General features: G+C 40.1%; 14 protein-coding genes and 1 riboswitch. Of the genes, 12 read left to right on the top strand and 2 right to left on the bottom strand.

Annotated elements, in window-relative coordinates:
- Positions 1-564: family 1 glycosylhydrolase (locus WKI42_RS00325; protein ID WP_368080876.1), on the top strand; the 564-nt coding region annotated here is incomplete at its 5' end.
- 68 nt (positions 565-632) lie between these two features.
- Complete coding sequence (locus WKI42_RS00320; RefSeq protein WP_368080875.1) at positions 633-2,312, top strand: PTS lactose transporter subunit IIBC; 1,680 nt, start codon at positions 633-635, stop codon at positions 2,310-2,312.
- A gap of 124 nt (positions 2,313-2,436) precedes the next feature.
- On the opposite strand, the gene WKI42_RS00315 is transcribed toward WKI42_RS00320, so the two are convergent.
- Positions 2,437-3,876 (bottom strand): TrkH family potassium uptake protein, encoded by a 1,440-nt coding sequence (locus WKI42_RS00315; RefSeq protein ID WP_368080874.1) that lies wholly within the window; start codon positions 3,874-3,876, stop codon positions 2,437-2,439.
- 3 nt (positions 3,877-3,879) lie between these two features.
- A complete protein-coding gene (gene trkA, locus WKI42_RS00310; protein ID WP_368080873.1) occupies positions 3,880-5,229 on the bottom strand; it encodes a Trk system potassium transporter TrkA in 1,350 nt (449 codons plus the stop codon).
- Positions 5,230-5,417: 188 nt separating this feature from the next.
- Between trkA and WKI42_RS00305 the strand changes: the two genes are divergently transcribed.
- From WKI42_RS00305 to rpoE, 10 genes are all read left to right on the top strand, one after another.
- Complete coding sequence (locus tag WKI42_RS00305) at positions 5,418-6,266, top strand: S-adenosyl-l-methionine hydroxide adenosyltransferase family protein (protein ID WP_368080872.1); 849 nt, start codon at positions 5,418-5,420, stop codon at positions 6,264-6,266.
- Between the two features lie 15 nt (positions 6,267-6,281).
- The gene (locus WKI42_RS00300) at positions 6,282-6,827 is read left to right on the top strand and encodes an ECF-type riboflavin transporter substrate-binding protein (RefSeq protein WP_368080871.1); all 546 of its coding nucleotides are present in this window, start codon (positions 6,282-6,284) and stop codon (positions 6,825-6,827) included.
- A gap of 168 nt (positions 6,828-6,995) precedes the next feature.
- Positions 6,996-8,678, top strand: coding sequence for an ABC transporter ATP-binding protein (locus tag WKI42_RS00295; RefSeq protein WP_368080870.1), 1,683 nt, complete (start codon positions 6,996-6,998; stop codon positions 8,676-8,678).
- Entirely contained in the window at positions 8,663-9,493 is an 831-nt protein-coding gene (locus WKI42_RS00290; RefSeq protein ID WP_084923254.1) for an energy-coupling factor transporter transmembrane component T family protein, read from the top strand. Before WKI42_RS00295 ends, WKI42_RS00290 begins: the two co-directional genes overlap by 16 nt.
- Positions 9,494-9,685: 192 nt before the next feature.
- Entirely contained in the window at positions 9,686-10,189 is a 504-nt protein-coding gene (locus WKI42_RS00285) for a tRNA (cytidine(34)-2'-O)-methyltransferase (RefSeq protein WP_000181388.1), read from the top strand.
- A 59-nt stretch (positions 10,190-10,248) separates the two neighbouring features.
- Positions 10,249-10,467, top strand: a riboswitch (FMN riboswitch).
- A gap of 164 nt (positions 10,468-10,631) precedes the next feature.
- Positions 10,632-11,195, top strand: coding sequence for an ECF transporter S component (locus WKI42_RS00280; RefSeq protein ID WP_000185823.1), 564 nt, complete (start codon positions 10,632-10,634; stop codon positions 11,193-11,195).
- Positions 11,185-11,835 carry a phosphatase PAP2 family protein gene (locus WKI42_RS00275; protein ID WP_368080869.1) on the top strand — a complete coding sequence of 217 codons (651 nt, stop codon included), beginning with the start codon at positions 11,185-11,187 and terminating at the stop codon, positions 11,833-11,835. Before WKI42_RS00280 ends, WKI42_RS00275 begins: the two co-directional genes overlap by 11 nt.
- Positions 11,836-11,862: 27 nt before the next feature.
- Positions 11,863-12,282, top strand: a complete 420-nt coding sequence (locus WKI42_RS00270) for a chromosome partitioning protein ParB (protein WP_138704045.1) — start codon at positions 11,863-11,865, stop codon at positions 12,280-12,282.
- 4 nt (positions 12,283-12,286) lie between these two features.
- A complete protein-coding gene (locus tag WKI42_RS00265) occupies positions 12,287-12,736 on the top strand; it encodes a GNAT family N-acetyltransferase (RefSeq protein ID WP_368080878.1) in 450 nt (149 codons plus the stop codon).
- Positions 12,737-12,863: 127 nt separating this feature from the next.
- The gene (gene rpoE / locus WKI42_RS00260; protein ID WP_049512146.1) at positions 12,864-13,451 is read left to right on the top strand and encodes a DNA-directed RNA polymerase subunit delta; all 588 of its coding nucleotides are present in this window, start codon (positions 12,864-12,866) and stop codon (positions 13,449-13,451) included.
- The last annotated feature ends 140 nt before the right edge of the window (positions 13,452-13,591 follow it).

The following is a 13,591-nucleotide window of genomic DNA, read 5'->3' as shown; positions in this document are numbered from 1 at the left end:
TTAGAAATTATGAAAAGAGCTGCACCTCTTAATACGATGTTTGGGATGAATTATTATCGTTCAGAATTTATTCGTGAATACAAAGGTGAAAATAGACAAGAATTTAATTCAACAGGAATAAAAGGACAGTCTTCTTTTAAATTAAATGCTCTAGGTGAATTTGTAAAAAAGCCTGGTATTCCGACAACAGATTGGGATTGGAATATTTATCCTCAAGGCTTATTTGATATGTTGCTTCGTATCAAAGAAGAATATCCTCAACATCCGGTCATTTATTTAACTGAAAATGGTACAGCTCTTAAAGAGGTTAAGCCAGAGGGCGAGAATGATATTATTGATGACAGTAAGAGAATCCGTTATATTGAGCAACATTTACACAAAGTTTTAGAGGCTCGAGATAGGGGAGTCAATATTCAAGGCTATTTTATATGGTCTTTGCAAGATCAATTTTCTTGGGCGAATGGCTACAATAAGCGATATGGTCTTTTCTTTGTTGATTATGAGACACAGAAGAGATATATTAAGAAAAGTGCTCTTTGGGTAAAAGGGCTAAAACGGAATTAAGGTTAGCGATTTGAATGATGTTTAATATGTTTTAAATATGAGGTTGAATTTTTTATAGGAGGAGTTTTATGGATAAGCTAGTCGCTGCCATTGAAAAGCAACAAGGGAAATTTGAAAAAATTTCTACTAATAATTATATGATGGCTATTAAAGATGGATTCATTGCTACTATGCCTTTAATTATGTTTTCAAGCTTTTTGATGATTATTATTATGATTCCTAAAAATTTCGGAGTAGAGTTACCGAGTCCAGCTATTGTCTGGATGAGGAAAGTGTATATGCTAACCATGGGAGTTTTGGGTGTTATTGTTTCAGGGACAGTTGCAAAGTCATTGGCTGGAAATGTTAATAGAAAAATGCCTCCTGGAAAGGTAATAAATGATACTTCTGTAATGTTGGCAGCCATATGTAGTTATCTGGTATTAACTGTAACGCTTGTAGTTGATGAGAAGACGGGATCTACAAGTTTGTCGACAAACTATTTAGGATCTCAAGGATTGATAACTTCGTTTGTCAGTGCCTTTATTACTGTAAATGTTTACCGATTCTGTATTAAGCGAGACATTACTATTCATTTACCTAAGGAAGTTCCTGGAGCTATATCACAAGCTTTTAGAGATATTTTTCCTTTTTCTTTTGTTTTACTTATTAGTGGTTTGTTAGATATTGTATCTCGGTTTAGTTTAGATGTTCCTTTTGCCCAAGTATTTCAACAACTATTGACCCCTATTTTTAAGGGTGCAGAATCATATCCTGCTATGATGTTGATTTGGTTTATGTGTGCCTTGCTTTGGTTTGTTGGAATTCATGGACCATCTATTGTCTTACCTGCTGTTACAGCTTTACAACTAAGCAATATGGAAGAGAATGCTCAACTCCTTGCAAATGGGCAGTTCCCTTATCATTCTTTAACCCCTAATTTCGGGAATTATATCGCTGCTATCGGAGGAACGGGGGCTACCTTTGTTGTACCATTTATTTTGATTTTCTTTATGAGGTCTAAACAATTAAAATCGGTAGGTAAAGCTACAATTACTCCTGTTTTATTTGCGGTAAATGAACCTCTTCTATTTGGTATGCCTGTTATTTTGAATCCCTATCTTTTTGTCCCTTTTTTGCTGACTCCACCAGTGAATGTATTTCTAGGAAAGGTCTTTATTGATTTCTTTGGAATGAATGGATTTTATATCCAGTTACCTTGGGCCTTTCCTGGTCCCTTGGGATTGTTAATTGGAACGAATTTTCAACCTATCTCCTTTGTGTTTTTATCTTTGATGTTAGTTGTCGACATATTGATTTATTTGCCATTCTGTAGAGCGTATGATAGACAGTTACTGATGAAAGAAGATGTTGCAAGCTCAAATGATATTATTTTAGAGGAGGATACAAGTGAAATAATGCCTGGTGAGTTAGATGAAATAAAAAGTAAGGAGTTGAAAGTACTGGTTCTTTGTGCAGGGTCTGGAACAAGTGCGCAATTAGCCAATGCAATTAACGAGGGCGCTCAATTAGCAGAAGTTAGAGTGATTGCGAATTCAGGAGCGTACGGAGCTCATTATGATATTATGGGTGTTTATGATTTAATTATTCTGGCCCCACAAGTTCGGAGTTATTATAGAGAGATGAAGGTGGATGCAGAAAGATTAGGTATTCAGATAGTTGCTACCAGAGGAATGGAATATATTCATTTAACAAAGAATCCAAGTAAAGCCTTACAATTTGTATTGGAGCATTACCAAGCTGTGTAGTAAGTTTTTCCATCTTTTATTTGAGTAAGGACTTTGCTTACAGACAGGCTTGGATTTAAAAACGTTCCCCCTTTTTAATATAAAAATCCCTCTTTCACAATTGTAAAAAGAGGGATTTTGTATTTTATCTCTTAGACCAAGTTCTCTTCATAAAGAGAAGGAGGATTGGGTAAATCTCCAATCGACCTGCAATCATTGCAAAGGAGAGGAGAATTTTTGAGATAGGACTAAAGATTGCGAAGCTAGAAGTGGTTCCTAGAATAGGTCCAATATTATTGAAACAGCTAAAGACAGCGCTGGTCACAACTAGAAAATCATTGCTATCTAGGCTGACAATAAAGATAAGCGCTAGTAAAATCATAGAATAGATGACAAAGTATTTGAGAATCTTATGCTGGGTATCTTTGTCAATCACCGTTTTATTCACATGGAGGGTCAAAACACGGTGGGGTGATAGAATTGACAAAATTTGGTTTTTGGCAATTTTTGAAAGGATGAGACCTCGAATAACTTTGAGTCCACCTGCGGTTGAGCCAGCAGAGCCACCGATTGCCATGAGGAAGAGGAGGATAAACTGGGAGAAGAGGGGCCAGTTGGTAATATCTCCGTATCCAAAACCAGTTGTTGTAATGATGTTGGAAACCTGGAAGAAGGCCATTTCAAAGCTCTTGGAAAATCCTGGGTAGAGATAGAGGGTATTAAGGCTAATCAAGCCTGTAGAAACCAGTACGATGACCAAATAAGCCCGAAGTTCTTCATCTCCAAAGAAGGCCTTGATGCGACGGAGCATGAGGTAGTAGTAGAGGTTGAAATTTACCCCAAAAACCAGAACTCCGATACTAACTAGATAGGTAATCAGTGAGCTGCCATAGTGGGCAATTCCGTCGTTATAGACGGTAAATCCTCCTGTACCTGCTGTTCCCATGGCAATGACAAAACTATCAAATAGGGGCATACCAGCTAGATAATAGATGATGACAAAGAGGGAAAAGAGAGCTAGATAAAGGAGATAGAGAATCTGGGCAGTGTTTTTTAGTTTGGATACAACCTTGCCAAAAACAGGGCCAGGAACCTCAGCCTTCATCACTTCTAGGTGGCTATTCTTGGTATTGTCCATAATAGCAAGTGCGAAAACGAGCACTCCCATCCCTCCAATCAAGTGGGTAAAACTTCGCCAGAAGAGGAGGGAACGGCTGAGAACCGAAATGTCGTTCAAGATACTTGCTCCAGTAGTTGTAAACCCAGAACTAATTTCAAAAAAGGCATCAATAACGCTAGGGATTTGTCCAGAAAAGACAAAGGGGAGACCACCAAAGAAAGACCAAAGGATCCAACAGAGGGCCACAATCAAGATTCCCTCCTTGGCATAAATCCGTTGATTTTTTGGTTTCTGCAAAATTCCTGAACCGCCTAGTAATACGAGAATCCCTATGGTCGAAAAGAGGGCTGTAAAGACTTGACTCGATTCACGGTAATAGATAGCAACAGCCACAGGAACCAAAAGAAGAACAGCTTCAATCAAAAGTAACTTTGAAAGGAGGTAACGAATCATACTTTTATTCATTTCTTACCTCGCGATCAAGTCATAAATCTTAGTGATGTTTGGCAACAAAGTTGTTACAAGGAGCTTGTCTCCAACTTCCAGCATATCCTCTCCAGTTGGGAAAATAGTCTTGCCCTTTCGAATGATGGCCGCAATAAGAACCCCTTTTTTCAGTTTGAGTTGAGAAAGAGGTTTGGCAGTCATTTTATTGGCTTCCTTGATATGGAATTGCAGGGTTTCGATTTGGCCATTGGCTAGATGGTGCATGGCTTGAAGGTCTGAATACTGGGCATTAACCCGACCACGAATAAAGTGCATAATCGTATCTACAGCGATACTTTTAGGTGTGATGATACTTGAAAAATCAGGCGCATTGATAATCTCGAGGAGACTGGTACGATTGACCTTGGTAATATTTTTCTGTACACCTACCCTGTCAAGGAACATCGAAGTAATCAGATTTTCCTCATCGACTCCTGTTAGAGTTGCAACGGCATCATAGTGTTGAGCACTTTCTTCTAGCAGGATATCTTTTGCAGTACCATCTCCTTGGACGATATGAAGATTTGGAAATTTCTCGCTAAAGAAGCTAGCGATTTCAGGATTGATTTCAATAACCTTGGTTTCGATACGACTGTCTTTGAGGATACCTAGTAGATAATAGGCAATTCTACCTGCACCGACGATGAGAAGGCTCTTCACGGCACGAGACTTGAAATAATTATGGAAGAGCATCATATCAACACGGTTACCAGTGACAAAGATTCTGTCTTTATCCTGTACAGTCATGTCACCACTTGGGATGATAATTTGATGATCTCTTTCTATCGCACATACAATGACATTGCCAAATTTTTTCCGAAAATCAGAAATGGGCATTTGGCAAAGACCACTGGAGGATTTAACAGTGAATTCCATCAAGCTGACCCGTCCACCAAAGAAACGTTCGACAGATAGGGCGTTGGGGAAGTCAATGATATTGGCGATAGCGCGGGCAGCCAAGAGCTCAGGATTAACGATAAGAGAAAAACCGAGAATATTCTTTTCCTTGAAATAAGAGTTAGAATATTCAGGGTTCCGCACCCGAACGATGGTCTCTTTAGCTCCCATTTTTTTGGCTAGAACGGCTGCAATCATGTTCACTTCATCATATTCAGTCAGGGCGATAAAGATATCACAATCCTGGACACTAGCTTGCTCAAGGATGGTAAAATCGGCCCCGTTACCAAGGATACCCATAATATCAAAACGACTGACGATATGATTGAGAACAGCTTCGTTTTGTTCAATCAGTAAAACATCATGCTTTTCTGCAACCAAGGAGCGACAGAGGGCAAAACCAACTTTTCCCCCTCCGACAAGGATAATTTTCATAATAAAACCTACTTCTTCATTATGTAACTATCATACCTTTTTTCAAGAAAAAATGCACCTACTAGCCAATAACAAGTGCTTTTAGTAGGAAATTTGCGATAAGGTAAAACTATACCCTAATCAATTGAAATAGCTATTAGCACCTTTCTCTGAAATATGGTATGATAAAGGATATACAAGGAGATAAAATGAATAATAATTTACTGGTATTACAATCAGACTTTGGTCTGGTTGATGGTGCGGTATCGGCTATGATTGGAGTGGCTTTAGAAGAGTCTCCAACCTTAAAAATCCATCACTTGACGCACGATATCACGCCATATAATATTTTTGAGGGGAGCTACCGTCTTTTTCAGACGGTGGATTACTGGCCTGAGGGAACGACTTTTGTATCGGTGGTCGATCCAGGTGTCGGCTCGAAACGTAAGAGTGTGGTTGCCAAGACTGCAAAAAATCAATACATTGTCACGCCAGATAATGGGACTCTTTCCTTTATCAAGAAACACGTTGGTATTGTAGCCATTCGTGAAATTTCTGAGGTAGCCAATAGACGTCAAAACACAGAGCATTCTTATACCTTCCACGGTCGTGATGTCTATGCCTATACTGGTGCTAAACTGGCCAGCGGTCACATTAGTTTTGAGGAAGTGGGACCAGAGCTCAGTGTGGATCAGATTGTGGAACTTCCAGTCGTAGAGACCATCATTGAAGAGCATCTGGTAAAGGGAGCTATTGATATTCTGGATGTGCGTTTTGGTTCGCTTTGGACCTCGATCACGCGAGAAGAATTTTACAAGCTGGGACCAGCATTCGGTGACCGTTTTGAAGTGACTATCTATCATGCAGATATGCTGGTCTATCAAAATCAGGTTGTCTATGGCAAATCATTTGCAGATGTGAGAATTGGGCAACCAATCCTTTACATTAACTCTCTCTATCGTTTAGGTCTGGCTATCAATCAAGGTTCCTTTGCCAAGGCTTATAATGTGGGTGTCGGTTCATCTTGGACCATTGAAATAAAGAAAATAGAATCATAAAATAGGAGAACATAGATGAAAAATCAATCAATTAAACAAGTTGTTGCTATCGGTGTTGGAGCTGCCCTCTTTGTTGTCATCGGGATGATCAACATTCCGACCCCTGTTCCAAATACAAGCATCCAGCTTCAGTATGCGGTACAGAGCCTCTTGTCTATCATTTTTGGCCCTCTAGTGGGATTACTTGTTGGTTTAATTGGTCATGCAATCAAGGACTCTCTTGCTGGCTACGGTCTGTGGTGGACTTGGATTATTGCTAGTGGTCTCTTTGGTCTAGTTGTGGGGCTATTTAGAAAGTACGTTCGCGTGATCAATGGTGTCTTTGACTGGAAAGATATTCTTATTTTTAACCTCATTCAACTACTTGCAAATGCCCTTGTTTGGGGTGTCTTGGCACCGCTTGGAGATGTTGTGATTTATCAAGAAGCGGCAGAAAAAGTATTTGCACAAGGGATTGTTGCGGGAATTGCTAATGGTGTATCTGTAGCTATTGCAGGAACTCTCCTCTTGCTTGCCTATGCAGGAACTCAAACTCGTGCAGGAAGTTTGAAAAAGGACTAAAATGATGGGGAAGGCTGGGCAACCAGTCTTTTTCAATGTTTATTGATTAGTTAGGCAAGTAAGCTAGGATAGGAATCTTTTTGGCGCTAAGATTTTAAGAGAAGAGACTGCAAGAAGGGCTTGATTTATGATAAAATAGAAGTCTAAGAAGCGAATGAAGAGAGTAAGATGAAAGAAGCTATAATTGAGTGGAAGGATTTCTCTTTCCGGTATGAAACACAACAAGAACCGACCTTGCAAGGGGTAGACTTGACCATTTACAAGGGAGAGAAAGTCTTAATTGTTGGGCCATCTGGGTCAGGTAAATCTACCTTGAGTCAGTGTTTGAATGGAATTATTCCCAATATTTACAAGGGGCAGATGTCTGGAGAATTTTTGATCAAGGGGCAAGCAGCCTTTGATATGAGTATCTATGATAAATCTCATCTAGTCAGTACAGTTTTGCAGGATACAGATGGGCAGTTTATCGGCTTGTCCGTGGCAGAGGACTTGGCTTTTGCTCTAGAAAATGATGTAACAGGACTAGAAGAGATGAAAAGTCGTGTTCATAAATGGGCTGAAAAGCTGGACCTTCTCCCTTTACTGTCTCAGCGTCCCCAGGATTTGTCAGGTGGACAAAAGCAGCGAGTCAGTCTGGCTGGTGTCTTGATTGATGAGAGTCCGATTCTTTTGTTTGATGAGCCACTCGCCAATCTGGATCCCAAGTCAGGTCAGGATATTATCGAATTGATTGATCAGATTCATAAGGAAGAGGGAACGACGACACTTATTATTGAGCATCGTTTGGAGGATGTTCTGCATCGACCTGTGGATCGAATTGTCTTGATAAACGATGGTCGTATCCTCTTTAATGGGAGTCCTGACCAGTTACTGGCGACTGATTTATTGACACAAAATGGAATTCGGGAACCCCTTTATCTAACCACTCTCCGTCAATTAGGTGTGGATTTAGCCAAGGAAGAACAGTTAGCAAATCTGGATAACTTGTCTATCTCAAAAGGCCAGATTCAGTTGCAGAATGAATTGGCAAAAGAAACCCCAGAATTGCAGTCACTCTTTAAATTAGAGGACGTGTCTTTTTCTTATGATGATAGACCGATTTTAAAATCCATTTATCTGGATATTAAAAAGGGCGAAAAGATTGCCATTGTCGGAAAAAATGGAGCAGGGAAATCAACTCTAGCCAAGGCTCTAAGTGCTTTTATTCAGACTGAAGGCCGCTATCTTTGGGAAGAGCAGGATATAAAAGGAGATTCTGTTGCAGAGCGGGCGGAACGAGTAGGCTATGTGTTGCAAAATCCTAATCAAATGATTTCAATCAATATGATTTTTGATGAGGTGGCTCTGGGACTACGTTTGCGAGGTGTGGACGAGCAGGAAATTGAAACGAAAGTCTATGAAACCTTGAAAATCTGTGGTCTCTATGAATTCCGTAATTGGCCCATTTCTGCCCTGTCATTTGGTCAGAAAAAACGTGTCACCATTGCATCGATTTTGGTCTTGGGGGCTGAAATTATCCTCTTAGATGAACCGACAGCAGGTCAAGACCAGAAGAACTATACTGAGATTATGGAATTTCTCGAAGAGTTGCATCAAAAAGGGCATACCATTGTCATGATTACTCATGATATGCAATTGATGCTGGATTATTCAGACAGGGCCCTTGTCATGGTGGACGGAGAATTGATTGCTGATACTGATCCAGCTAGTCTGTTGAGCAATCCTAAGCTGTTAATAAAAGCCAATCTAAAAGAAACCTCCATCTTCAACTTGGCCAAGAAACTAGACGTGGATCCACTTGCTTTAACGGCATTTTACAAAGAAAGGAGAGAAGGATGCAAGCTAAATTAATTGGTTACCAGCATAGAGATACTGTGATTCATCGCTTGTCAGGAGCTGGTAAACTCCTCTTTTTCATTCTCGTGTCATTGGCTGCCATGATTAGCTATGATACCAGACTGCTTGTTCTGATTGCTATTTTTTCGGTCTTTCTCCTCTATTTGTCAGAAATCCGTTTTAAAGATGTTTCCTTTGTAGCAGTTTTTGCGACGGTATTTGCCGTTTTAAACGTCTTGATGGTCTATCTCTTTTCTCCTGAGTATGGGGTTGGACTTTACGGAGAGAGAAGTGTGATTTGGCAGGGAATCGGGTCCTACACTCTAACCAGCCAGGAGCTCTTTTATCTGCTAAATCTGGCCATTAAGTACCTTTGCACCATTCCTCTGGCTATTATCTTTTTGATGACAACCCACCCTAGTCAGTTTGCTTCCAGTTTAAATCAAATCGGTGTGCCTTATAAGATTGCCTATTCAGTCAGCCTGACCTTGCGCTATATTCCAGATTTGCAGGAAGAATTCTTTACCATCAAGATGTCTCAGGAAGCGCGTGGGATGGAATTATCCAAGAAAGCTTCTCTAATGCAACGAATCAAAGGCAATCTGCGCATTATCACTCCCTTGATTTTTAGCTCGCTAGAACGCATTGATACCATCGCGACCGCCATGGAGCTTCGTCGCTTTGGGAAAGAGAAAAAACGCACTTGGTATAGTTATCAGGCCTTGAAAAAAGGAGACTATCTTACCTTGTTCTTGGCAGCCTTGTTTTTAGTAGCTAGTTTACTACTTATCTTGCAGAATCAGGGACGATTTTACAACCCTTGGAAATAGCTTGAAAAAATTGAAAAAATCAAGTCGTTTCTATTGACAATGATTCTGAAAGTGTTATACTAAGAAAGTAGTTTCGCTGATTTACTTCAAACCTGTTGTGAGGTAAGTTAACGATGCCTTAACCACGCTGTTTGCTGAGCTTGACTCCGGGCAGTGTGGCTATTTTTTTGCAATGGTGAAAGGAAGCAAGTCATGACAAATCACATTGTATTATTTGAGCCACAAATTCCACAAAATACAGGCAATATCGCGCGTACTTGCGCTGCAACCAATTCTCCCCTCCACATCATCAAGCCCATGGGCTTTCCTATCGATGACCGCAAGATGAAGCGGGCTGGGTTGGATTATTGGGATAAGCTAGAGATTTATTTTTACGAGAGTTTGGAAGATTTCATGTCTCAGATGAAGGGAAAACTCTATCTAATTTCGAAATTCGCTGAAAAAGTCTATTCTGAGGTGGATTTATCGACTGACGAGGACCACTATTTCCTCTTTGGACGTGAAGACAAGGGCTTGCCTGAGGACTTTATGCGCGAACATCCTGAGAAGGCTCTCCGTATTCCTATGAATGATGAACATGTCCGCAGTCTCAATGTGTCGAATACCGTCTGCATGATTGTCTATGAGGCTCTTCGCCAGCAGAACTTTGCAGGTCTTGAGCTTGTTCATACCTATGAAGTGGATAAATTGAAATAAAAAATGAAAATGAAAATGAACAAAATGCTTGCGCTTGCAAGCGTTTTTTGTTATGATAAAAGAGTCTTCAGGGCAGGGTGAAATTCCCGACCGGCGGTAAATTTGACTATCTATTTTAGCTTTCTCGTCGTTGTCTTGTCTCGATATACTTTAAGTATTATCTTCGACTGCGACGCCTAGATAAATCTAAAATATCTTAGCTAAATAAGTCCGCGAGCGCAAGCTGATGTGGTGAGATTCCACAACCGACAGTATAGTCTGGATGGGAGAAGACGAAAGAATAGCTTTGTCTGTTCTGATAGATTTATAGCTAGATTGTAACCGCTTGCTTTAGTTTTCTTTAATAGAGTGATAGGGAACTTTTGGGATATAAAAATTGAGAATAGATAGAGGAATCCTTTCTAACTTCTTCTGATTTTATAGAAAATTGGAGGAACCTGTTATGACAAACACACGTCGACTTTCGACCATTGCAATCTTATCAGCCATCTCATTTGTGCTGATGTACTTTGACTTTCCGCTTTTGCCAGCGGCGTCCTTCCTCAAGATCGAATTTAGTATCTTGCCAGTCCTTGTGGGCTTGGTGGTCATGGATTTGCCTGCTGCGCTAGGAATTCTCTTGCTTCGCTCACTCTTGAAATTGCTTCTTAATAGTCAAGGAGTGAATACTTACATTGGTTTGCCGATGAATATCGTAGCTTTGGGAGTTTTTGTCATCGTATTTGCTTTGATTTGGAAAAAGGAACGGACAACCCTTCGTTTCCTACTAGGCTCTCTAGCTGGGACTATTGGTTTAACCGTGGCTATGTTGGTTCTCAACTATGTTTACGCTGTTCCTTTGTACGCTAAGTTTGCTAACTTTGATATTGGAAAAATTTTGGGACTTTCCAACTACCTAATGACCATGGTATTACCTTTTAACTTGATTGAGGGTGTAATCTTTTCCGTTTCATTCTGGTTGTTGTATGTCCTTTTGAAACCAACCTTAAAACATTATGAAAGATAAACAAATATTTTTAATGAAGGGCAGTTTTGCCCTTTTACTTTTCGTTATTCTTGGCTACATGGTCAAATTTTACCCTGAAACGCTGGTCGGTTTTGACCAACCGATACAGACTGCCGTTCGAGGAGACTTGCCAGATTACTTGACTATTCTTTTCCGAGCCATTACACGTCTGATTGATATTCCAGTGATTATCACTTGGGTTGTCATTACAGCTTTTGTCTTTTATCGTAAGCGGTGGAAGATAGAAAGTTTCTTCATGCTGGGAAATCTGGCTTTGGCAGGACTTTTAATCGTGACTTTTAAAAACATCTACCAGCGCCCACGACCAGCTATTTTACACTTGGTTGAGGAGAAGGGATTTTCCTTCCCAAGTGGTCATTCTCTGGCTGTAACCTTGATGGTCGGCTCTCTGATTGTCATTCTCAGTCAACGGATGAAAAATCCGGTCTGGAGAAAAATCATGCAAATTGTGCTAGGTCTCTACCTAGTCAGTGTGCTGGTATCAAGGGTCTATCTGGGAGTTCATTATCCATCAGATGTCCTTGCCAGTCTCTGTGTGGGCTTGGGAGTCTTGTTTATCGAATTTCCCTTCTATGACAAGCTACGCTTCCAATGGCGATTTAAAGGCAAGCAGAAGTGAGTATCAAATTCCCTTGAGGAGAAAGAAATGAAAGTCAATATAGCAGATCTTCATCCGACTCAACTATACTTATCAGAAAAGAAGTTGCAAAATATTCAGATGCTTTACCAGTCGGCAGAAACAATCCAAGTCGATCCAATCAGTATTCTTGCCTTTGGAGATTGCTTGTTGATTACAGATGGGCATCACAGGGCTTATCAGGCTTTATTGGCAGGTAGGAATACGATTTCTGCTGAGTGGGATAGAGATGGTGGTGATGAACTATATCATCTCTATGCGCAAGCCTGCGAAGAAAGAAAAATTTACTCTGTTCTGGATTTAAAAAATCATATCTTAGCTCAAGATGAGTATGAAGCAAAATGGTATAACTGGTGTGATGGTTTTAATCAAGCAGCAACTCTTTTGTTGAAAAGGAAAGCAGATGAAACGGATTTTACAAATAGATAATGCACTGCGTCTTGTTCCTTATTATAAGGCCAATCATTGTGAAGAAGCTTTTGCTTGGTATCAGGATGTGAACTTGGTTCACCTCGTAGATGGTGTGAAGAGACCTTATAGTCAAGAAACTTTGGAAGCTATGTATTCCCATTTGGATCAGCATGGTGAACTTTTTTGGATTGAAGTCAAGGAGAAGGGAGAATGGTTTCCAATTGGGGATGTTACACTATCTAAGGATAATCTCCCCATTGTGATTGGGAATTCCGCTTACCAACATCGAGGACTTGGAAAAAAGATTCTAAGTACTTTGATTGAATTGGCTCGAGTAAAAGGATGGAAAGAATTGAGAGTCAAGGAAATCTACACCTACAATCATGCTTCTAGGAGGTGTTTCAAGTCGCTTGGATTTGTGGAAAATGGAGCAACAGAAAAAGGAATGAGTTTTGTACTGAAATTAGTCTAATCTTGCCACTTTCTCCCCCTTAACCTTTGACTATTCTGCAAAATTATCGTAAAATAAGGAGTAAATGATAAAATGAGGTCAGAGTCTGTTTACTCTGGCGATAGTAGTATAAATGAGGAGAAACGCTTTGGAATTAGAAGTATTTGCTGGGCAAGAAAAAAGTGAACTATCTATGATTGAGGTAGCGCGTGCTATCTTGGAACTTCGTGGTCGCGATCACGAGATGCATTTTAGCGATCTTGTAAACGAAATTCAAAACTACCTTGGAACATCAAACAGCGATATCCGCGAAGCCTTGCCTTTGTTCTACACAGAGTTGAACTTTGACGGTAGCTTCATCTCACTTGGAGACAACAAATGGGGTCTTCGTTCATGGTATGGTGTGGATGAAATTGATGAAGAAATCATCGCTCTTGAAGAAAATGACGACGATGAAGTAGCACCAAAAGCTAAGAAAAAACGTGTTAATGCCTTCATGGATGGCGATTCAGATGCTATTGACTACAATGCAGATGATCCAGAGGACGAAGACGCATATGAAGCAGATCCAGCTCTTTCATACGATGATGAAAATCCAGATGATGAGAAAAATGAAGTGGAAGCTTACGATGCAGAAATCAACGAAATCGCTCCTGATGACTTGGGTGAAGACGTGGATCTCAACGAGGAAGATGACGAGTTCTCAGAAGATGATGCTGAAACCAGCGAGGAATAAAAGTTAGCTATTGACAATTATCCTATTTTTAGGTATCATATTGTTCGGGCACCTCTTTTAGAGGTCGGGGCTCCCTAGTTCTTAGGGAGCTATTTTTGTTTTTTCAAGAAGTTATCTTCTTGTATTTTAGTTGTGAATCT

The sequence above is a fragment of the Streptococcus pseudopneumoniae genome (assembly GCF_038148935.1).
GTDB lineage: Bacteria > Bacillota > Bacilli > Lactobacillales > Streptococcaceae > Streptococcus > Streptococcus pseudopneumoniae_U.
This window is presented reverse-complemented; position numbering and strand designations above follow the sequence as displayed.

Excerpts from the sequence above, each read along its gene's own strand:
- WKI42_RS00315 (WP_368080874.1), bottom strand. The coding sequence starts at position 3,876 with ATGAATAAAAGTATGATTCGTTACCTCCTTTCAAAGTTACTTTTGATT.
- WKI42_RS00320 (WP_368080875.1), top strand. The coding sequence starts at position 633 with ATGGATAAGCTAGTCGCTGCCATTGAAAAGCAACAAGGGAAATTTGAA.
- WKI42_RS00295 (WP_368080870.1), top strand. The coding sequence starts at position 6,996 with ATGAAAGAAGCTATAATTGAGTGGAAGGATTTCTCTTTCCGGTATGAA.
- WKI42_RS00280 (WP_000185823.1), top strand. The coding sequence starts at position 10,632 with ATGACAAACACACGTCGACTTTCGACCATTGCAATCTTATCAGCCATC.
- WKI42_RS00285 (WP_000181388.1), top strand. The coding sequence starts at position 9,686 with ATGACAAATCACATTGTATTATTTGAGCCACAAATTCCACAAAATACA.
- WKI42_RS00275 (WP_368080869.1), top strand. The coding sequence starts at position 11,185 with ATGAAAGATAAACAAATATTTTTAATGAAGGGCAGTTTTGCCCTTTTA.
- trkA (WP_368080873.1), bottom strand. The coding sequence starts at position 5,229 with ATGAAAATTATCCTTGTCGGAGGGGGAAAAGTTGGTTTTGCCCTCTGT.
- WKI42_RS00305 (WP_368080872.1), top strand. The coding sequence starts at position 5,418 with ATGAATAATAATTTACTGGTATTACAATCAGACTTTGGTCTGGTTGAT.
- WKI42_RS00270 (WP_138704045.1), top strand. The coding sequence starts at position 11,863 with ATGAAAGTCAATATAGCAGATCTTCATCCGACTCAACTATACTTATCA.
- WKI42_RS00300 (WP_368080871.1), top strand. The coding sequence starts at position 6,282 with ATGAAAAATCAATCAATTAAACAAGTTGTTGCTATCGGTGTTGGAGCT.
- WKI42_RS00290 (WP_084923254.1), top strand. The coding sequence starts at position 8,663 with ATGCAAGCTAAATTAATTGGTTACCAGCATAGAGATACTGTGATTCAT.